A 21,659-nucleotide genomic window follows, 5' to 3' on the forward strand; every position below is an offset into this window, starting at 1 on the left:
TAACTATCAAGATTTGCAATTTATTCAATTTATGTCTATATTAGACGTTGAGAGCGTTAATTTAAGCGGGTAATTGTCATACTGACAGTTCCCGCTTTTCATTTTTAAGGCTTTTGAAGCAGCGTCCTCTGAACTATAAAGGACCATCAATATCACTTGTAACACGCTTATTATTCAAAAAATATAAGTATTATTACTTCTGGAAACCTTATTGTTAGATATGTAGAAGACCCAAGATATGACTGTCCCTCTATCTGTAAACGAAACTGAATTACTGGCGAAAATAGCCCAAGGGGATCAACATGCATTTCGTATCATCTATAACAAATATGGCAAAAAGGTCTATACTCATGCGCTCCAATTGCTACATTCAACAGTTGAAGCAGAGGAAATGTTGCAGGAGGTTTTTTTAAAACTCTGGATCATGGGTGACGGCATTCTGGAAATTTCCAGTCTGGAGGCCTATTTAAGAACATTGACTAAAAACCGCTCCTTAAATGTTTTGCGTAGAATGGCGCTGGAGGGTAAAGTTGCAAAAGCTTTAGCTGGTCACTACAAAGAAGAAAATAACGATACTGAAGAGGAAGTCCTGATGCAGGATGTCCGCGATGTACTGAATAAAGCAGTCCAGTTGTTACCACTACAACAAAAGCAAGTTTACAAGCTCTGTCAGCAGGATGGGCTAAAATACGAAGAGGCAGCCGAACGTTTACAACTCTCCCCCCTAACGGTTCAAACACACATGAAACGGGCCCTTAAATCTGTTCGTACTTATGTGAAAGCAAATTCTGATATCACAGTAATCCTGATTATTTTAAAGTTATTTTAACTTTTCCACTTGTTTTTCCACCCCTATTCTTTATCCAATTTCCTAATGCTACATAAATATTTTATTGCATGTACCCCGAAAAGAGGTAGCTAGGTGTCATACAAAGTATGACACCTCAACGAATCAGTTATTTATACCGATTATATCTGGACAGAAATATGAGTTCTTCCGAATTGGAGGAATTTCAGCAGGTCATACTTAACCCTGATCATCAAAAAATATTACATCAGCAAATCGAGGAGCATTGGGATGGTTTGGCGGACAATAGCCTACTTGAATTGCCTCAAGCTAAAATGAACAAAGTTTTCAATGCAATTGTAGCACATCCACAGCCCGTAGCAAAGAGGGGTAAGTTTTGGGCTAGCATCGCCATTGCCGCAGCGGTTGTTGTAGCCGTTTTTGGTGTAGGCTTATTTTATTATGATTTAAATCTTAAACCTCAGCCAACCGAACATCTTGCTAACAAAAATGAGATTACTCCGGGAATACAAGCTGCTACACTGACTCTTGCCAATGGTAAAAAAATCAGACTGGATGATACAGCAAATGGCCTGTTGGCTAAGGAAGCTGGAGTGATGATCACTAAATCTGCAAACGGGCAATTGATCTATGAGATTAAAGATGCTGACGGTGATACAAGCAAAATAAACACCTTATCTACCGCCAAAGGCGAAACCTATCAGCTGCGTTTGCCTGATGGTTCTTTGGTTTGGTTAAATGCCGCCTCAAGTTTAACTTATCCGGTTAACCTTAATGAACGGGGAAAACGCAGTGTAAAACTTGACGGTGAAGGTTATTTCGAAATTACCAAGGATAAGGCGCATCCATTTGTGGTAGAGAGTAAAAGGCAACAGATAGAGGTATTGGGTACACATTTCAATGTGAGCAGTTACAGTGATGAGCCTGTTGTCAGGACAAGTTTATTGGAGGGATCGATACAGATCAATGGGAAAACAGTACTTAAACCTGGTGAGCAATCTTCTGTAGATCCTACGGGAAATATTGCTGTAAAGGAGGTTAATGTGAATAAGTCAGTTGCCTGGAAAAATGGAAAGTTTGCGTTTGAAGATGAGAATATTGAGGGTGTCATGCGGAAACTCGCTCGCTGGTATAATGTGGAAATTATTTATCAGGGTGATTTCTATCAAAGAACTTTTACGGGTACAATAAGCCGCCACGATGATATTTCCAGAATATTAGACAAGATTGCCTATACACAGGCCGTTCGCTTTAAAATTGATGGAAGGAGGATATATGTCTCCAGGAACGAAATCATCACAAATTAAAATAATTTTCACGCGTGATAAAATTAACAACCCTCATAATCACTGTCTTTCTCTTTCAATTGAGCAGTTCAACCAAAGCGCAAATATCAATTCATGTAAAGCAGGAATCGCTGCGCAAGGTGCTCGAGAAGATAAGTAAACAGAGTGGTTATGACCTCATATATTCCGTACAGGATTTTAAAGGGGTTAAGCGGGTAAGTCTAAATCTGAATAATACCAGCTTGGAAAGGGCGCTTGAAATTAGCTTTGCAGGTCAGCCTTTGACATATGAGCTTTCTGATAAAACGTTGATGATCAGAAGAAAAGATGAAAAATATTTATTTAAGCAGGTTACTAAACATTTTAAGCAGCAGAAAATTACTGGTAAGGTAACTGATCAATCGGGTCTGCCGTTGTCTGGTGTCAATGTAATGGTAAAGGGAAGTAGGCTTAGGGCAGTTACAGATAGGGATGGCTATTATAGCATTAAGACAACTGAAAATGAGGCCCTTGTTTATACGTTTGTTGGTTACACCAAGCAGACGCAAATTATAGGTAAACGAGCTACAATAGATATAAAGCTCACTGAAAGTGTTGGTAAACTGGAACAAGTAGATGTTGTTGTTAATACCGGGTATCAGGCATTATCTATGGAGCATTCCACAGGTTCATTTTATCAAATAGATAGTGAAACAATTAATCGAAGGGTATCGACAAATATTTTAGACAGATTAGACGGTATGGCAAGTGGGGTGTTTTTTAATGGAATGGAAACTTCCCCAATCAATAGTAATCCAGCCTCCCAAAGGGAATTAGGAATTAACATCAGAGGTCAAAGTACAATTCAAGGTTCCGTAGATCCCTTGATTGTCATTAATAACTTTCCTTATGAAGGTCTCTTGCAAAACATAAATCCAAATGATGTAGAAAGTGTCACCATTTTAAAGGATGCCTCTGCCGCATCCATTTGGGGTGCCAGATCGGCTAATGGAGTGATTGTCATAACTACTAAAACTGCAAAAAAAAACAAACCTCTGAAAATTGACATTACGACAAATATAAACGTGATTAATAAACCAGATATCTTGGGAAACAAAGCCTACATAGGCGCTAAAGACTTCATAGAAATAGAGAAAACACTTTTCAACAATGGTTTCTTTGACGCGGATATAAGCAATACCTCCGCTATGACGGCTTTATCGCCCGTTGTTGAGGCTTTAGCAAATCATAAATCTGGGATCCTAACTAACAGTCAGTTAGAATCGATAATATCATCGTTGGGGAATCAGGATATCCGCCAGGATTATGACCGATATGTCCATCAAAAAGCCGTCAAACAACAATATCATATTTCATTAACAAAGGGTACAGATAAAGGTTCCTACTTCTTTTCAATTGGCGGAGACAAAAACACAGAAAACACTATAAACAAGCGTTTTGACCGTATCACGGTTAACTCTAACAATTCTTATAACCTAACACCAAAACTCAAATTGAATACTCAAGTGAGCTATAGTAATAATACTACAGATAATTACAACCTGGGATATATGTATAATGGAATGATGGGTGTAAATAGTTCCTATGGAAGAATCTTACCTTATGCACGTCTAGTTGATCACCAAGGTACCCCACTTGCCATAGATAGAATTTTACGTGCCACTTATATTGAAGAATTGGAAAAAAAAGGATTCTATGATTGGCACCTCCGCCCTCTTGACGAAATCAGAATGGCGAACCAACAAAGTAAAGTAAACAATTTCCTGATCCGAACTTCATTAAAATATACCATAAAACCTTTTTTGCATGCCGAAGGATTTTTCCAAAATGAAAACCAGAGCATTTATGGAAGAAATCACCAATCAATAAATACCTATTATGTCCGGAATTTAATTAACCAATTTGCACAGTATAATGAAAACGAGGGAAAGGTAAATTTCATTTTCCCTGAAGGAGGCGTGTTAAATCTTGACAATCTGCGCACGAAAACACAAAATTACCGCGGACAATTATCGTATAATCAAACGGTTGGTAATCATCGAATCAATGCTATACTAGGTGCAGAGATCAGTGAAACTAAGGCCACTGGAGATTCCCAGGTTTCCTACGGATATAATGACCAACTCGGATCCTCTGATATGCAATTAGATTATACTTTAGATTATCCTGTCAATCCATCAGGATCAAAGCATATTCCTGCTCCTGCAAGAAGCGTTTCAGGTCATATGCAAAGATTTCTCTCCTACTACTTTAATTGTGGTTATACATTTAAGAATAGATACAATTTAAGCTTTAGTGTTAGAAAGGACGGTTCAAATTTCTTTGGAACAAGCGCCAATAAACGATTTACTCCGTTATGGTCTACAGGAATCGGCTGGATAGTTTCAAATGATTTAAAAATACGTATGAGTTATGGATTCAATGGGAACATTGGAAATATAGCTTCTCAATTAACGGGAATGTATTTTAAAACACCAAGTGATCCCGATTTGGTACTTACGAACCTGACAGCGCCTAATACCAAACTTTCATGGGAACGAGTAAAGAATGTAAATTTTGGTCTTGATTTTGGAACGAAAAATAACCGGATTCGTGCAACGATTGAATATTATATTAAAAATGGAATCGACCTTTTACAACCATCACCTCTGGCTCCTCAAACAGGATTTCTAACCTTTACAAATAATTCTGCCACTGTAAAAAGCAGGGGATTTGATGTAAATATCACCAGTAGAAATATGATTAAAGCAATTCAATGGAACACATCACTGATCTACGGATTTATTACAGATAAAGTAAAGAAATATAATCCAAAACCAACAGCGAATTCTTTCCGGGATAGACCAATGGTGCTTGAAAAACCTATGTATAGTGTCTATAGCTACCGCTGGGCGGGATTAGACACGGAAAATGGAGATCCATTAGGCTATTTTAACGGACAAATTAGCAAAGATTATGAAGGCATAATCAATAATTTCAATCCAGACAGTTTAGTATACCACGGAAATGGACGGCCCTCACATTTTGGCACAGTGAGAAACAATTTCAGCTATCGGGGAATAAGCTTATCCATAAATATAGCATTTAGCTTAGGATATTATTTTAGACGGACCAGTACATCACTGAATTATCAGGATATAATTTATATGGATCAACATGAAGATTTTAAAAAGCGGTGGCAAAAGCAGGGTGATGAAGCTATTACAAATATTCCATCAGTAATATATCCAACAAATACGACCAGGAATACCTTTTACAAATATTCCGAAATGCTAGTTTTAAAAGGTGACCATATTCGTTTGCAAGATATCCGAATATCCTACAGTTTTTCAGAAAAAATATGCTCAAAACTCAAAATAAAAACGCTCTCTGTTTATACGTTTATGAATAATCTAGGAATTATCTGGAGAGCTAATAAACAAAATTTAGATCCACAAACAGAACAGGGTGGTATGAGTATCTTGTTTAGAAATCCTTTCTCGATAGCAACTGGAGTAAATATTGGATTTTAAACTGCGAAAAGATGAAAAATATAATTACATATATATTAATAGCGATCATTTTCTGCGCTTGTACAAAGCAAGATGAATGGTTATCTGAAAAAAGTCAGAAAAATATAGTGGTACCTAAAACCTTGGTTGATTATCAGGCAATCCTTGATAATCAGGCCTGGATCCATAATATATTTTCTAACGATTGTTTGGTGAGCGCTGATGATTTTTATCTAAATGACACTGGATTCAATTCAGAAGATGAAAATACGAGAAATTTTTACTCTTGGAACGATAATATATGGGTCAATGGAAGATCACATGTATGGAATGACTTTTTTTCAATCATTTTTAAATCAAACGCAGTTATTGACGGGTTAAACGATAAGGACAAAAACTTAATTGCAAACATTGATCATTATAATAACGTATTAGGGCAAGCTTATTTTTACCGGGCCATCATTTATTATAATCTCGCTCAGATTTTCTGTAAAACTTACGATTCAAGACAAGCTTCTTCTACCCTAGGTCTTCCGCTAAGGAAAAGTTCTGATGTAAATATAATTTATCAGCGCTCAAATTTAAAAGATACTTATCAGTTTATCCTTGAGGATATTGAGCGCGCAATAAATTTATTACCAACACAAGGCAAACATAACCGTCGTCCAAGCAAAGTAGTGGCATTTGGTCTACTGGCCAAAATTTATCTGGTTATGGAAAATTATGACAATGCTTTTAAATATGCGCACGAATCATTAAAAGCTAATTCAACTTTACTGGATTTTAACAGTAGCTATATCGATATGAATAGTACTTACCGGTTCCAAAGCGATGGGTACAACCATCCGGAAATTTTATTTTTCGCCAAATCACAAAGAAAATCAATGGTTCTTCCATATAACCGTACAAATGGTTTTGTTGCAAATGAATTGTATGCACAATACGATATAAACGATTTACGACGATCTGCTTTTTTTATAGCTTCAGGAAATAATTACAAGTATAGAGGCTCATATACAGGTTCATTAGCTTCATTTTGTGGTATTGCCAATAACGAAATCTACATTATATTAGCAGAGTCAGCAGCTAGAATCGGTGAAGAGTTTATTGCATTAGATGCACTAAATCGTCTTTTAACAAACCGATATACCACAAATACGTTCATTCCATACAGTGAATGCAAAGGTGAAGATCTATTAAAATTAATTCTACAAGAAAGAAGAAAAGAATTAGTAGGAGTAGGAAATCTTAGATGGGAAGACATTAAACGTTTAAATAAAGATTCCCGTTTTCAAGTCATTTTAATACGGATGATCAATTCCAAGGAGCATGTTCTATTACCCACGGATAATAGATACGTTTTTCCAATTCCTGAAGAAGAAATTCAAAGTAGTGGACTTCAGCAAACCCCTCGTTAATAGACATCTAATGAAACATTTGCATTCGTTAATGTGAACTTTATTGATATTTTGCCTTTTTTCTTTAGCGGTATCTTGCCGTTTATCTTGCTAGCAAACTTAAAGGCATTACCATTATTCCACAGTTATTTGATAATCGCTGTACTTTACGGAGCAGAATCATGGGATGGTAAGTATAATGCAACTGATATATAAACTGATTGGAAGAAAATCAGGTGTGTCATGGTTATATGACGAATAAGACCGTATGAACGCTACTTAAATTTCACAGACTTCTTTCTCGTTTATAGTTGCTTCTGCTGAACGTATTCAAATAATCTATCCGTCATTTGTATGTTTTCATTTTCGGAAATCCCTGCGATATTGCAAATATGATTCATTGCTGGAAATCCTCTATTGTCAAGATAATTTTTCAACATCAGATCGTTTATTTCTATATCAGCTTCTGGTATTAAATTAGGTATCAGGAAACATTTTATGATTGCATATAATCCATTTCCATTTTTTGTTAGAAAGTAAAGCCAGTATGGGAATTCAGAATCAAGTTTTTCAACAAATTTTCTTACTTGTGGAATTTCCCAAATTTCTTCTGTTGTATTATTATAACCGTCAAAGGTTATTTCAATTCTTTCACGAAAATGATTTACAATCTTTTTATCTGTAGTTAGCTGCTGAAGTATATTATTTGAAATGGAAATATCATTTCTAGTTATCTCGTCTCTTGATATGATTAAAGTTAAAAAATCAATGCCAGTAGACATTACTTCTTTTAAGTTTATTTTGTCATTTGTAATTTCTATACTAGTTGATTTAATCTGGTCTGTTCTTAGCTCTAATTTAGAATCCTGGACATAATTTGTTTTAATATAATATTCTTTTATAGTGTGAAAACCATTTATGCTCCACCATTCATTTTTTAAATTCCTGGTAATTATTACATTGAAATACCCAAAGAGAATTGCATAAAATATGTACGCAAAATAGATTAGAGGTGAATGATAGCTGAAATAAATTAATACTAAAGTCGTTATTATGCTAACTGCTGTTAAAAACTGTAATAATCCTCCTTTTTCGATATACAGAGTAGCTGTTCTTGATTGATCCTCCATGCTTGTTTGATAAGCTACCCAGTAATAAATTAAGCAAGATGAGAGCATTGTTATGATAACAATAGTTTTTGCGTTCTGTCTAAAAAGAAAATAAAGTATAATACTAATTACAAAAAAAAATATTCCATAGGTAAGTGAGGCTCCGGACAAAAGCATTCTAATTTTACCCCACTTGTAACTTTTTATCTTTAGTTGCTCAACTAAGTTTTCTACGTCATCATCTTTTGTATTAAAATTTAAGTCTAGATAGTTTTCAATCTCTTTATAATTTAAAGTTAGCATACCATACTTTATGGATCTTTTGTGAAAAGGATTTATGAAAGCTTTCTCAAATGGAGTTAAAATAAATCCATGAGAATATAATAGACGTATTTTATCTTGTCGTTCTTTTTCACTTTGACGAGTCAATTCTGGTAAATATTCTAGCACTTTTTTATCAGCTGAATGTATTGTATAATCCTCCATACTTTATTTATAGAATAAATTTATTTTAGTAATGTACTATATTAAATACAGAATCTAATCGATTAACACAGTATTTTGATAAAAAATGAAGAATAATGAAAAAATAGAAGATTAGAAAACTAGTGAAAGTGTGGATATGAAAAATCCAGAGGCTGTAAAATATGCTGCTGATCAAGCCGGTACTTATCATTGGACATCAGTAGAAAAGTACATTTCTACTAGTCACCAAGAGCAAAAAAAATAAAGTCCACACCGTTAAGAATTCATTATTTAAAACTGTTCCAATGAGAAATACATTTAAAAACAGCAAAAAGAGGCAGATGATGATACGGTACCCCTTTCAACTTCAAATTTCAAGGTAAATTCTGACGAGAATCAATTCTTGTATTAGGACTTGACATTTGGGCCGGAGTCAATTGATAAGTAATTGGATGTGGAGTTTCAGAAGTGAAAATTTCACATGGGTCCGATTCACCGATGCATGGTCCTGCGTCGTCCGGATTGTCAGAAACGATGTAATTTGGACCACTCATTCCAACTACCCAATATGTTTTGGGCGCTTTTTTTGCTTCACCATTTGCTTTTGTAAATGCAAAAAATGTGAATGAGCCGGCAGCAATAACCAAAGCTGCTAGAGCAAGACGTAAATTTTTCATATCAAATGAAGTTAGTGATATTTTGTTTTGCAACAAAACATTACCACTAGATTGATAAGGGATAGACTGGTTGGGGTCACTTTTCTTTTGTCAAACCTAAAATCGTCAATGTGATTTGTACCCCGAAAAGGTATATCAATGTGTCTATAGAAAAAGGGATTGCAAAAAAACAGAATAACCTATCCCCTACTTCTGCCTATGTTAGTATTTAATTCTGAAATGCACATATTAACTTATGTGATCGTTCTGCTTCAATCTGGCATGCTGCTTTTTTACCAGTTGCCATATTATTTAACCCGCCCCCAGGACAAGTCCCGTTTATGGCACCTAATCCTGCTTATATTGTTGATTCTTTACAATGTTACCCGCGGACTTTTTCCTGATCCCACATATAACTTGCTACTGATTGCCCAGAATGTTATTGCCTATGGCAGTCTTTTTTTAATGGCTTCTTACTTCCCGTTTTTCCTTTATAAAGTCCTTGAACTAGAAAACTTGCGTTTTCATGCTCTGCATATACGTCAAAAATCCTCCATGCAGCCAACGAATAGTTATCTGACTAAATTGGAGGTCCACGTTTTATATGGAACTTTGGTTTCCTGGATTAGTATGACCATATTTCCATTTTTTCAGGTTTCCCAATGGATTGAGGTGCTCGTCACCAATATCGGTTTTATGATACTCAACATAATGTTGATATCAAAAACGATAACCAATGTCCGCATGCTTGAACAAAGCTTAACAAAATTTAAAGCAGAACAGCTGAATAGATTCAGATCGAACTGTTGGAACTGTGGATTAAGCGAAAGGGAAACCCAGGTAGCAGTGCTATTGTGTAAAGGGCTCCGGTATCAAGAGATCTCCAAAACGCTCTTTATTGCAAAAAAAACTATTGAAGGACATACTCATAACATCTTTTTGAAAACAGGTGCTAAAAACAGAATTGAACTCATACAAAAACTAGGGCTTGGCTGATCCTAGTTTTTGTTTTAAAAAATAAATCTCTCCTACTTATGAAACCCATTTACGCCTCAAATTTCCCATACACTACCCCAGATGAAGCTGACTTTGCTGCCGTTGAAGCAGCACTTCAGGAGCTGCTAAAGCCATTAGCACTTCAACTGGGTATAAAGTTTATTAAAAGACTACGTAAATGGCTCAAACTACATACTTTACCAAAGCATTGTTTACTGCAACAGGAAGATCAGGTGCCTGTCGGCGTTTATTTCCTGCTGAGTGGTAGTGTGCTTGTGGGTACAGATCTTAAAGGATACATACAAATCGATCATATTTTACGCACTGGTGATTTCATCCTCCCACTAAAGCTTTTTAGCGCCAGTCGCAGTATACTGGGGATGAAGATAGCAGAACCTGTACGACTGCTGTTTATCGATACCCGCAGATATAAACTGATGCTGAAAAAATTCCCTGAAACAGCTGTACTAACCAATCTCTGGAGAGATAAATTGGAGATAGATGACTTTAGCCGTAAGCGTGAATTGCAGACCATGAATGCTTTGGAGCGCCTGAGCTGGCTTTATGACAAATGGCCGGACTGCTTTATTGTATTCAGTGACTATTGGATTGGCTCTTATCTCGGTTTAAACAGGGAAACAGTTTGCCGTAATAAGCTCAAAGTCATCAAAAAAAGAAAGAAACCATAAAAATGTGTTCCCTGTCACAGTCTTTGCAAATTATTTGTGTTCCAGGGCACAGCGAACTGATTTTAAGACAGGTTACCTTTGATCTGTAGAATGAATGTGAGGGTGATGAACAAACATAAATCAGAAAGGAGCGCCGTGACAAAGAGTACCAAATTGATTTTGCAGGTTACGTACCTGCAGGTGGTGGAGCCACCAAAATATAATATTGATGAACATTACAATTTAAAACAATGGCAAGTACAATCATTAGTAAAGATAAGTTTCAATTTACCGATACGATCCGGGAACACCTGGCTTTTGGTATAGTCTTAACCTGTTTATTTTTGTTCCTGACTTCTGCCTATACTAAAATTGAGGAGCATGATAGATTTATGAATGGCTTATTGAAAGTGGCATTTATAAGCCACTATGCATGGCTTATATCCTGGACTGTACCAGTTGCTGAAATTGTGGTATCCTTATTTCTAATCATCCCTAAAACACATAAGTGGGGACTTTATGGATTTATAGGGTTAATGATGGTATTTACGATTTACATTGGAAGTATGCTGCTCTGGTCTGAAAAGCTGCCTTGTCATTGTAATTTGCTCATCGAAAAGTTAAGCTGGGGTGAACATGTGGTATTTAATCTGGCCTTTGTTGGTCTGGCTGCATTTGCACTTTGGTTAATAAAAAACAATCAATATAAATCTTTAATAAAACAAAATGACAAATATTAAAAAATTAGCTTCAGGATTGCTGGTAGCAGTTCTTGCTTTTGGATTCAGTGCTTTTAAAAATACTGAAAAAACAGATCAAACCAAATTGGCGCCGTTCTATTACGGACTGGATGCAACCGATGATGTATACCGAATTATTACAGGTTCTCCTGTTTTTGAAGAATGTACACCTGGAGCCCCTAAAGACTGTGTGTTAATCTCACCAACGACCGATTTTGGCCCAGATTTGGACGCAAATGAAGAAGCACAATTATCGCCAGCTGAGGAAAGTTCTCCAGAAGCGTACTATTTTAATTAGAATAAAGGGAACTGCCGTGAAGATCCGCAGTTCCCTTTTGATATACTACCGGGATTTTCTTTCCTTTAGAGTCGACGAAACTTTTCTATAATAAATTGCTTTCAATTAGTTTCATCAAATCTTTTAAATGCTGATCATCAACCGGTCTTGGTGGCGTAGCCGAGATCAGCCGGCCATCAGGACCGATAATGATCAGTCTTGGATAAGAATTGAAATTGTAGTGCTTTAAAATTGGATGCCCATATCCTAATCCGTCGGTAAAAACATCAAAATTACCTTCGTGCGTATACTCTCCTTTTCTTAAGGATTTCAACCATGTTTCTTTAGCATGATCAACATTTACTGACACAAATGCAACGTCTTTCCCCTTGAAATGCTTTAAAATAGGTATCATTTGTTTTGCCAGCACTTTACAAGCGATACACCCGGTGAACCAAAAATCCATTATTACAACTTTTCCTTTTAGATCTTCGAGTTTAAGGAGTTTACCGCTTGAATCCGGGAGTTCAAATGGATATGCCATTTGCCCATTTGTCAAGGACTTGCTCAATTTTTGCAGCAGATTGAAGTAAGCCGTATTCTTTGAGGAGTGGATCGCAGTATCTAAGTATCCAAGGACATCACTGTACCTCTTTGCCAGATCTGAAAACCCAATGACGAACAACCTCGATCTTATATTGCCTTTATATTTTTTTTTAATATTGCTGAATAAGGTGATAGCTCCAATTTTATTAATATGTGCGGTATCTGTTGAGATAAGTTCAAAATCAAATTTCTCTTTCAGATAGAGAAAATCCATGAAGGTAGAGGAAATATGTACGCTATCACTGAGGTTTTCGAAGCGTGCCCCAGCAATATGCTTGCTGTAAAATGCCATTGCCCGCCCAGACGATTCTGGCAGGTTACTCAACACCGTATTTCTTACTATGGCTAACATTCTAAAGTTTTCTGATCCGGTACATTGATGATATAGGTAATTATATACCTTGTCGCTGACCAATCCTTTATATCTGGTCAGTAGTTCGATTTGTTCATTGTTTATCCGGTTAAAAAGCCGCATCTCATCCTCAAAGTAATTAGGATTAAAGATATCAGTTTTCCTATCCTCGTACTTAATCAATAGCTTAAACAATTGTGTTTGAAGGTTCATCTTCAGAGCACCTTTTCCATGGAACCAAACCGAATCCGGATATAATTCACAGGTAAAATCATCTCCATCTTCAATCAGGTAAGCGCGTTGTCCCCCGAAAAACTTACCATAACTCTTGCCAAATTTATACCTGATTTGCAGAAAACTAACCGCTGAAGGTATAGCCAGCGACTTTGTGAGTTTCTTCCCACGGATATCTTGCTCAACAATGGATTGGTTTGCTTTTATTCCATAAGCACTAAAGAACTCATAAACTTCCAAAGAGAGCTTGGTGGGTACGGCTGATGAATGGTTTTTCTCCAGGATTTCCAGTTTGATAGAATATGGAGCATCAACACTCCGTTCTTGATCCTTTATACTTTGAGCCTCAATGTTTGTAATCGCAGTTGTCATTAGCAACGCTAAAATTTTAGTCTTCATGATATTGGTTTATCTGATATTCTGTTGAATTCCACTATAGTTTATCTCTTGATCCGGAATTGGGAATACGTATCTCGGATCATTCGGAAGAAGTGTATAGGTGATATTGTTGATTGTGCGTGTCAGGGTGATATTAGCTCCCTCTTTATTCAGACGTTTTAGATCAGACCAGCGCAAAGCCCGCCAGATCAACTCTTTTCTTCTTTCCTGAAGTATCAGCGTAAGCGCTTCCGATGGAGAAGTGGCTTTTAGGGATACGTACAGGTCTTTGTTATTAAAGCGCCTGATCAGCAGACCGTTTAATACTTCCATACTTTGTTCTGATGCTCCCCTTCTTGCAAGGCATTCCGCTTTAATCAAATAAATTTCATCGGTTGCCAGTCCTGTGAAATTATAAATCCCCGCACCAATGTAACCCCTTTTCATATTGATCCTACCTAAGGAATTAGTCTTGAAATAGATCGTTCTTCGAAGATCGCCGGATGCATATAAACGATACAGATCGGGATTTACTTCGATAGACAACATTGGGTTCCCGACTCCTGAACTCAGACCATAGGCAACAATTTGGGTGGATTGGTAGATCACTTCATCAGAATTGTATCCAAAGGGAGTATCTGAAGTTCTACTAATCGCATTGTAATCAATCAATTTATTGTGAAATAGTAAAGTGCTGTCACAGTAGCGCTCTGCATCTGTATAATTACCCATGTATAAATAAACACGTGCTTTCATGGCCAACGCAGCTACTTTAGACGGCCTGTTCCTGTTTTCTTCGGGGATATTCGTTTGAAGAAGATTACCAGCTAAAGTCAGGTCACTAAGGATCTGATCAAATGTTTCTTGCAAAGAAGATCTGGGGATTATTTGATCAACACCGGCGCTTTGTCTTAAGGGAATACCTAAATCTGTAGTCGCGGTCTCCAGCCTGTAGCTTGGAGCGAAATTCCTGGCAAGGTCAAAGAGTGCATAGGCCCTGACAAAGTATGCCCATCCTTTGGTGATATTGCTTTCTGTTAACTTTCCCAGATTTTTCTCCTGGATTACCTGCAAGACGCTATTGGCATAGAAAATCTGGCTAAATGGAATGTTCCAGTCATTGCTGCTTTCTCCTTCATAGATTTCCTTTTGCCACAAATAGGCGTTCCTTTCCGTGGCTGTGGGTAAGGACAAGAAGTTCTGATCGGATACAATACGGTAATCATCACACGAGACTTGTGCCAGGGCACCTGTTTTGTTCGTCACGTTTACATTTTCAAGTAAAGTGTTCAGTTCTTCAAGGGTGGCCGGGGCAAGTATATCCGAGGATGGTTTGGCGTCCAGAAAGTCCTTTTTACAAGCTGTAAATGACACGAGAATGGCCAGATATATGCAGTATTGGTGAATTAGTAGTTTCATATCGTTTTGTTATAAGTTTGCTTTTAAACCCAGGGCTATTGTTTTCTGTGAGGAAAAACTAGTAATGTCCTGTCTGAAGTTATCCGGGTCCAAGCCATAGCTGTTTGCTTTCCAGAGATAGCCGATGTTATTGACATAGACATACATTTGCAAGCTGGAAATGGCATGCTTGAAAGGATTTTTTAACTGAACTGAAAACCTTATATCCTGGAGTTTGATGTTGTCTGCTTTCTCAACCAGAATATCTGAATAGGTATAGATATTGGTGCGTTGTGCTGAATTCGGGTACATCAATGTGGGTACCGAGGTGTTTTTTTCATCTCCTGGTTTTTGCCAGCGCAGGTCATAGTCTACTTCACTTTGAAATCCTTTGGTACCATAAATCGCTGCATTGTCTAGTGATATGCGTCTAAAGTAGTACCCCAGCCTATAAGTAATATTCGCCGACAACTCTAAATCCTTATAAGACAACATATTGCGGATATTCCCAAATTTTGTAGGAACAAGTGATCCGAGGTATCGGATGTTGTTTCTATCTAATGAGCTGGAAATTACGCTGTAGGCTTTACTCGGTGTACCATTGTATATTACCATTGGATCACCCTTATCATCTAAAGCTGACCATTTGTAAGCGTAAATAGCAAAATATGGATTTCCCACTATTGGATTGTTGTAGGCCGCTGAGGTCACTGCCGAATTCGTGCCCGCTGCGACCAAATATTTAGTAACCTTATCCTGGTTATAGCTAAACAGAATATTTGAATTCCATTTGATGGCGCCATTGAGGTTGATCGTGTTGATCGTTACATCTATACCCTTTGTCACAGTGTTTGCAGAATTCCCTTTATAGGTTATTACGCCAGTTTGCGGAGCAAGGGGACTTTCACCAAACAGGTCGATTCCATATTTAAAGTAAGGCTCAATGCTGCCGGAAATGACGTTTTTTTTGCTGGCAAAATCCAGCCCGAGATTTATAACCTTAATCCTTTCCCATTTTAGAGAAGGATTTGGGGGGTTGACAATCCTGCCATATACGGGTCCGTATACATTGGGCCCTGTACTGCTTGCGGTCAAGTAGGCCGAAATGCTTTTACTAACATTTCCTGAATATCCATAGCTTGCCCTGAGTTTAAGATAAGGAAGCCACTTCGCCCGATAAAAACTTTCTTTGCTAATATTCCATAGCAATCCTGCTGACCATAAGGGTACACCTTTTTGATTTGGCTTTACTCCAAATAAATTGGATTCATCTTTCCTGATGCTAAAAGAGAGCCCATACCTTTCTTTAAAGGAATAGGCTCCGTTGAAATAGAAAGAAACGTAATGGTCTAAAATATACCCTGTACTTTGCCCAGGATCAATCCGTTCTGAACTTGCGGGATTGTAATACAAGGGATTGTCTCTTGTAAAATCAATGGTCGAATTGGCATTGATTCCGATAGATTCATTGTAACCGTATAAAGTCTGAGCAATATTTTCAGAATGGTTATCTCGTACTTCGATTCCTCCAAGCGCAGTGATCTGGTGGTCTTCTGTCATGTAGGTATCGTAGTTCAATTGAAATCTTGCATTATTTGACTGATAATTGGTTCTGAGGTCGTTCAAAATATCTCCTGAAGGAATTATTCTTAGTACAGATCTGGTTGTGGAGTTAATTGAGCTGAATCGGTTTATCAGGTTCCTTGCGTAAAAGGAATCTTTCAGATGTGCTGTTTTTTGTTCAATAGTTTGCAGCTGATATTGATATAGCACCGAAGCTTTTAGTCCGTTTATGATCAAATAATTCAATCCTGCATTTATGGTGTAACTGGTTAAACCTGACTGTGTTTCAGGAAGATTTTCATCTATCGGTCTGTATTGCCAGTCTAGTAGTTTCCCCTTACCGGCAGTATCAATATAGCTTAGCCTGAGCTGGTTACGAACAGCCATAGGCTTTCCCTCACTATCGGCTAGTCTTTCATAGGGTGATCCGGGGCTATAGTTATAAATATTACTTTTAGATCGGCTATTTGTGAATAATAGGCCGGCTGTTAACTCTATCCTGTCGTTCAAGAAGCGGTAAGAATTACTTGCATTTAGTGTAAGTCGGTTATAACTGTCAGTAGTTTTTGAATACAGGTTATTATCGTATCCGGCTGACACTGAATACCTATTTTGATTTCCACCACCATTCAGATTAAAGGCATATTGCTGATTTACATTGGATCGATATAGATATTTCAGCATGTCATTTCTTACATCATACGCTTTCAGCTCATTTATGCGGCTAAGAGAATCAGCATATGAAATTTTGTTCATTTTTTTCTGATCCATAATCTCTACTGCAGGGGAAATTGCACCGTATCCATTGCTGATGACAGTTGTGTAAGCTCCTTTGGTGTATAAGAATTGTTCAATTTCGATCCAGTGTGAGGAGGAGAACCACGGTGCTTGGAACAGGTCTGGCTTCTCACCTATAGTAATATTTGTGTTGATGCTGATCTTCTGCTTTGTATTATAATTCCCTTTGTAGGTACTGATCACGATCACACCGTTTCCCGCACGGGTTCCCCATATAGAGGCAGCAGCAGCATCTTTGAGAATATTAATACTTTTTACGTCGTTAGGATTAATAGCATTGATATCCCCTTCATATGGAAAGTTATCTAAAATGATTAGTGGCTTATCTTCTCCCAAAATTGTGCTCCTTCCGCGAATATTGAAATCGTTTGCGCCTGGAGTTTTGTTCCGGTTAAATATCAACCCACTTGTGACACCATCCAACCTGTCCAATATATTTGTACTGACCCTGCGGTTCAATAAGGCACTATCAATTAGCACGAAACTTCCCGTAGCCCGCTCCTTTGGAATATTCTGATATCCTGTTGATACGATCTCTACTTCTTTAAGTTGACTGTTATCTTCTTTAAGGATGATATTAAAAGGTTTTAGTGAATTGCCATTAAAATCCAATTCAACCGCTTCATAACCGATATGGCTTACAGTTAATATACCCGTTGGTTTGGTCGATTTCATGAAGAACTTCCCCTCTTCATTGCTCAATGCAGTTGTCTTTTCACCCTTTATTTGAAGGGAGGCGTTTGGAATAGCTCTTCCCCCTTGGTCACTTACCTGCCCCGTAAGCAGAAAGGGCTGGGTTTGCGCTTTAGCGCTAAAAATTAAGCAAAGCACAGCCAGTACAATATATAGTATCGTTTTTTTCATGTGAAATAAGTTCAGTTAGTTGATAAGGAAAAATGACAGGAATTATAAGACTGTCATAATGAAAACTGAATGAAGTTAGATCGGATTTTTAGGCTTAATACCGAAGAGTTTTTCAAATGGACTAATGCCTGAAACAAGATGGGAAAAGACAAAACAGTATCCCACCCTATTTATAGAAGGGGAATATTCAAATCGAATAATGGTTTTGTTCTGCTTTTTCAATGCTCGTTATTTTATAACGAGTCTCATTATTTAAAATAAGGATGGGCACGCCACCATGCTTTATCCCCCGGCCTCACACCTTCGAACTCCGCATAAACGACAGTGCCCACATCCTTAATGACGCAAATATAGCATATTAAGACATGCAGGCATAATCTATCGTTCTCGTGTTCGAATTGTATTGTGAGGATTGGGAAACGAGACTCTTTAAATTATACTTAACTAAATTCTAAACATTAACTTGTTTTAAATTTCATTATACACACAATTATAAACATAAATAATTGCAAATCAAAATATTTTACACACTTAAAGGAGTAATATTTCACACTTTTTAAATGTTGATTTATGAATGGAAAATCGACCTAAAAAGAAAGTAACGAAATCAGACAACCCAAGGGTAATAAAGCTTCAGCAAGCAATAGGTAATTCATTAAAGATTCTAAGAAAAGGCATGGGCTATACTAATTACGAAAGCTTCGCAAACGCAGTTGAATTGAATAGAAGCCAATATGGCAAGTACGAAGCGGGGAGAACAAATATGAGGATTGGCGCACTATTGGAGACAGCTTTCAAATTTGGCCTTAATGAAGAAGATATATTTAATAAAGAGTTTCTAACATTGGGTAGCGTTGAGCTAAATCCACTTTCTGAAAAGAGCCACGCTTATCTCATTAAGCAAGTTCGTCATGAAGTAGAATTGCTGGTAGGGACAAAAGATGCTAATAAATTTGACGACAATGACATCGAGAGAATGTATCTCATACTGACTTCAGGGCTAGATCAGGTTTCTAAGAATCAAATCCTAAAAAAAATAAAACTAAAGTCTACTACTCCGAACTTTGAAACTCTACTGGATTTCTTAATAAGTTCGAAATGGACAGTCATGACTCACCCAACAACTCCTAACAGACCTGACCAAAAGTATTACACCACTAAAGCTGGAAAGTTAGTACTAAGCTTGGGGCAAAAATAACCACCAGACCTTCTAATAGCTTAACAAACTGTAATTTCCATTTCTCTCAAATCCACACATTTTTCTTAGCGCATACACACGCATAATTTCTGTATTTAGATTTTAACCTTGTCTAAGGGTTTACCCTTATAATTACAATTTGGGGGCAAACCCTTGCTCTTTTTGGAATTCTATGTCTATACTTTTAGTGTAATCTTTAAGTAATAGCGTATGCAAAAAATTCTACTCTTCTCCGTAACTGTGATTTAATTAAGAGCCCGTCAACTGGCTGGTTACGGGATTTATCTAAACTAATCCCTTTATGAAGTATGAAATCTATGAAAAGCTGTATGTGCAGTTTATTAGTTCGCTGAGTGGTTCTGTGCCTGGTGGTACCAATCCTGTTAAATCTCTTGCGGAGAACTTAGCCCTCTCTCGTAAATTTATGGCGGAACTCCGTCAGTTGGTACTGGATGTCCCCTTTACTTCACAGGCTACAGAAATCCATTTCTTTAAACACATCAAACCCAAATTTTATGCGGAGAAGATCTTTGCTTTTGAGGTGTACAATGTGGAGATGAACAAGCCTGTGGGCACTATTGATATGATACGGTCTTTTCTGGAGGATGAGCTTCGCCTAATTCACCGGTTTTTCCAGCAATATGCCTTTCTGTACCAATATTATCGTTCAAATGCAGTTGAGCTAGACAGTTTGTATTTTGTTCGTGGTGCAGATATTCCATTAGCAATGGTGCCGGAAATGCCTGATCCAGATCCTGAATTTTCTACGGCGATGGATTACTTGTTTGCTAAGTTCATTGCCTTTGAAAAGTTGCAGAATTATCTGGTGGAAGCGTTGCGTACGCCTTTACCCTTTATGCACGAATCACCTGTGAAACGTAAAAGCCGTAGGGAACTGCGCTGGACAGGTGATGCAATTAACGCCGTGGAGCTAGGTTTCAGTTTACATGATACAGGACAGCTAAATGATGGCAAGGCGAGCTTAGTGGAAATATTTGAATGGATGGAGGAACATCTGCATATCAGTATAAAGAAACCACACCGTAGATTTGATGAAATTGAATCTAGAAAAATCATCAGCAAGACTGATTTTACTGACAGGTTACGGGATGCAATATTGAACCGGATTGACCGCAAGAATGAATACGATCCTGATAAGGAAGAAGCTCGCAGGTTAAGGGCAGAAAAAAGAAAGAAACTGTCGGAGAAAAAAGCTACTGAAAAGAAAACTGCTGATGATGCAAAAAATAAAAGCAGTTAAAATCAATCTTTTTTGTGACTTGGGAACTCCTTTAAAAAAAACTTTAAGGGAGTCCCCTAAAAAGTCACCATTTAAAAATTCACTGCTTTCAGAGTTTTGCTTTCGAATCCCGGAGCAATGGAGCTTAGGGGTAAAAGCAAAACCATATGTTAAAAGCATTTTCATGGCAGGATTTTTTACTTGCCGCAACCATCCTGACACTGATCTGGTATCTCCTCGTCTGGATACTGTTTTACAGAAAATCGGAACCACTATCACCGATTCCTTTGCCGCATGCTTGGGAGGAGGAGTTCGATCAACTAGATGAACAGGACAACCTGATGGGTAAACCGGCAATGGAACACGGGGTAAGTATTGTACAGGCCGAAGACTTCTCTTTTGCCGAAAGAGAACTTAGGGATGAATATCCGGATCAGCTGGAAGATCCACCCGAACTACGGGAAGAGATCAAAACCATTTGCAAAATTATTGCCAGTGAAGATGGCACAAAAGAAGACTTCTTCTCTCTGTTTGAAATGCTTAAGGATAAATATCCTGAAATCGCTTCTAGTTCAGCATTAGCTGATTTGAATGAATTTATTTCTGAGCATGTACCTTTTCAATTGAGCGATCAGGAGCTGGAGAATATTTGGAGCTAATACAACTAACGCTCATGTAATCAGATTGCCTTTGTTTCCAAACAATTAAGAAATGACAGCAAGAAGCTGCCAATTAGGAAACGATAGACAATTTAAAAACATGAAGAAAAAAAACAAGTGTGTTCCGGCTACGGAAAACTTCAGGAAAGGATTGATGGCCAGGGGCTGGTTAATGGCAATAACGATTTGCGTGTACAGTCTGCTTTCCAGCCTGTCATTATTCGCACAAGATGGCGAGGCGGGCATCAGAGAAGCAACTGAAAAAGTGGTCAGCTATTTTGATACCGGATGTGACCTGATGTACGCCATTGGTGCGGTTGTAGGCTTGATTGGTGCAGTAAAAGTATTTAATAAATGGAATGCGGGTGAGCCGGACACCAACAAGGTGGCGGCGGCATGGTTTGGCTCTTGTATCTTCCTTGTGGTAGTAGCGACCGTGCTTAAATCATTTTTTGGCATATAACGATAACTAATTC

Annotated in this window: 17 protein-coding genes; 12 read left to right on the forward strand and 5 right to left on the reverse strand. The window is 37.6% G+C overall.

All coding sequences use genetic code 11. From position 1 onward, the window contains the following. Positions 1-238 precede the first annotated feature (238 nt). From B9A18_RS15575 to B9A18_RS15590, 4 genes are all read left to right on the forward strand, one after another. Complete coding sequence (locus B9A18_RS15575; RefSeq protein ID WP_084290249.1) at positions 239-829, forward strand: RNA polymerase sigma factor; 591 nt, start codon at positions 239-241, stop codon at positions 827-829. Positions 830-936: 107 nt separating this feature from the next. Beyond that, positions 937-2,115: a FecR family protein gene (locus B9A18_RS15580; RefSeq protein ID WP_084290250.1), complete on the forward strand. Its 1,179-nt coding sequence runs from the start codon at positions 937-939 to the stop codon at positions 2,113-2,115. A gap of 14 nt (positions 2,116-2,129) precedes the next feature. Further along, entirely contained in the window at positions 2,130-5,606 is a 3,477-nt protein-coding gene (locus B9A18_RS15585) for a SusC/RagA family TonB-linked outer membrane protein (RefSeq protein ID WP_144009515.1), read from the forward strand. An 11-nt stretch (positions 5,607-5,617) separates the two neighbouring features. Continuing rightward, positions 5,618-7,003 (forward strand): RagB/SusD family nutrient uptake outer membrane protein, encoded by a 1,386-nt coding sequence (locus B9A18_RS15590; protein ID WP_084290252.1) that lies wholly within the window; start codon positions 5,618-5,620, stop codon positions 7,001-7,003. Positions 7,004-7,287: 284 nt separating this feature from the next. Here the strand turns inward: B9A18_RS15590 and B9A18_RS15595 are convergent, their stop codons facing one another. Then, complete coding sequence (locus B9A18_RS15595) at positions 7,288-8,577, reverse strand: chlororespiratory reduction 6 domain-containing protein (protein ID WP_084290253.1); 1,290 nt, start codon at positions 8,575-8,577, stop codon at positions 7,288-7,290. A 353-nt stretch (positions 8,578-8,930) separates the two neighbouring features. After that, the gene (locus tag B9A18_RS15600) at positions 8,931-9,233 is read right to left on the reverse strand and encodes a hypothetical protein (RefSeq protein ID WP_084290254.1); all 303 of its coding nucleotides are present in this window, start codon (positions 9,231-9,233) and stop codon (positions 8,931-8,933) included. Between the two features lie 198 nt (positions 9,234-9,431). On the opposite strand from B9A18_RS15600, the gene B9A18_RS15605 reads away from it, so the two are divergent. The 4 genes from B9A18_RS15605 (at position 9,432) to B9A18_RS15620 (ending at position 11,914) form a co-directional block, all read left to right on the forward strand. Further along, entirely contained in the window at positions 9,432-10,208 is a 777-nt protein-coding gene (locus tag B9A18_RS15605) for a helix-turn-helix transcriptional regulator (RefSeq protein WP_084290255.1), read from the forward strand. A 38-nt stretch (positions 10,209-10,246) separates the two neighbouring features. After that, entirely contained in the window at positions 10,247-10,897 is a 651-nt protein-coding gene (locus B9A18_RS15610; protein WP_084290256.1) for a Crp/Fnr family transcriptional regulator, read from the forward strand. Positions 10,898-11,127: 230 nt separating this feature from the next. Continuing rightward, entirely contained in the window at positions 11,128-11,616 is a 489-nt protein-coding gene (locus tag B9A18_RS15615) for a MauE/DoxX family redox-associated membrane protein (RefSeq protein WP_084290257.1), read from the forward strand. After that, complete coding sequence (locus B9A18_RS15620; protein WP_084290258.1) at positions 11,603-11,914, forward strand: hypothetical protein; 312 nt, start codon at positions 11,603-11,605, stop codon at positions 11,912-11,914. Before B9A18_RS15615 ends, B9A18_RS15620 begins: the two co-directional genes overlap by 14 nt. A gap of 85 nt (positions 11,915-11,999) precedes the next feature. Here the strand turns inward: B9A18_RS15620 and B9A18_RS15625 are convergent, their stop codons facing one another. Genes B9A18_RS15625 through B9A18_RS15635 form a run of 3 tightly spaced genes read right to left on the reverse strand, consistent with a single transcriptional unit; the run spans position 12,000 to position 18,086 of the window. Next, on the reverse strand, positions 12,000-13,484 hold the full coding sequence (locus tag B9A18_RS15625; protein WP_084290259.1) for a TlpA family protein disulfide reductase: 1,485 nt from the start codon (positions 13,482-13,484) through the stop codon (positions 12,000-12,002). A 9-nt stretch (positions 13,485-13,493) separates the two neighbouring features. Next, complete coding sequence (locus B9A18_RS15630) at positions 13,494-14,882, reverse strand: RagB/SusD family nutrient uptake outer membrane protein (protein ID WP_084290260.1); 1,389 nt, start codon at positions 14,880-14,882, stop codon at positions 13,494-13,496. A 9-nt stretch (positions 14,883-14,891) separates the two neighbouring features. Further along, positions 14,892-18,086: a SusC/RagA family TonB-linked outer membrane protein gene (locus tag B9A18_RS15635; RefSeq protein WP_084290261.1), complete on the reverse strand. Its 3,195-nt coding sequence runs from the start codon at positions 18,084-18,086 to the stop codon at positions 14,892-14,894. 574 nt (positions 18,087-18,660) lie between these two features. Between B9A18_RS15635 and B9A18_RS15640 the strand changes: the two genes are divergently transcribed. The 4 genes from B9A18_RS15640 (at position 18,661) to B9A18_RS15655 (ending at position 21,646) form a co-directional block, all read left to right on the forward strand. Continuing rightward, positions 18,661-19,284, forward strand: coding sequence for a helix-turn-helix transcriptional regulator (locus B9A18_RS15640; RefSeq protein WP_084290262.1), 624 nt, complete (start codon positions 18,661-18,663; stop codon positions 19,282-19,284). Positions 19,285-19,585: 301 nt separating this feature from the next. Next, positions 19,586-20,545, forward strand: a complete 960-nt coding sequence (locus B9A18_RS15645; RefSeq protein ID WP_084290263.1) for an RteC domain-containing protein — start codon at positions 19,586-19,588, stop codon at positions 20,543-20,545. Between the two features lie 146 nt (positions 20,546-20,691). Further along, positions 20,692-21,183, forward strand: coding sequence for a hypothetical protein (locus B9A18_RS15650; RefSeq protein ID WP_084290264.1), 492 nt, complete (start codon positions 20,692-20,694; stop codon positions 21,181-21,183). Between the two features lie 172 nt (positions 21,184-21,355). Further along, complete coding sequence (locus B9A18_RS15655; protein ID WP_235005340.1) at positions 21,356-21,646, forward strand: DUF4134 domain-containing protein; 291 nt, start codon at positions 21,356-21,358, stop codon at positions 21,644-21,646. Positions 21,647-21,659 lie beyond the last annotated feature (13 nt).

This window comes from Pedobacter nyackensis (assembly GCF_900176505.1).
Taxonomy (GTDB): Bacteria; Bacteroidota; Bacteroidia; order Sphingobacteriales; family Sphingobacteriaceae; genus Pedobacter; species Pedobacter nyackensis.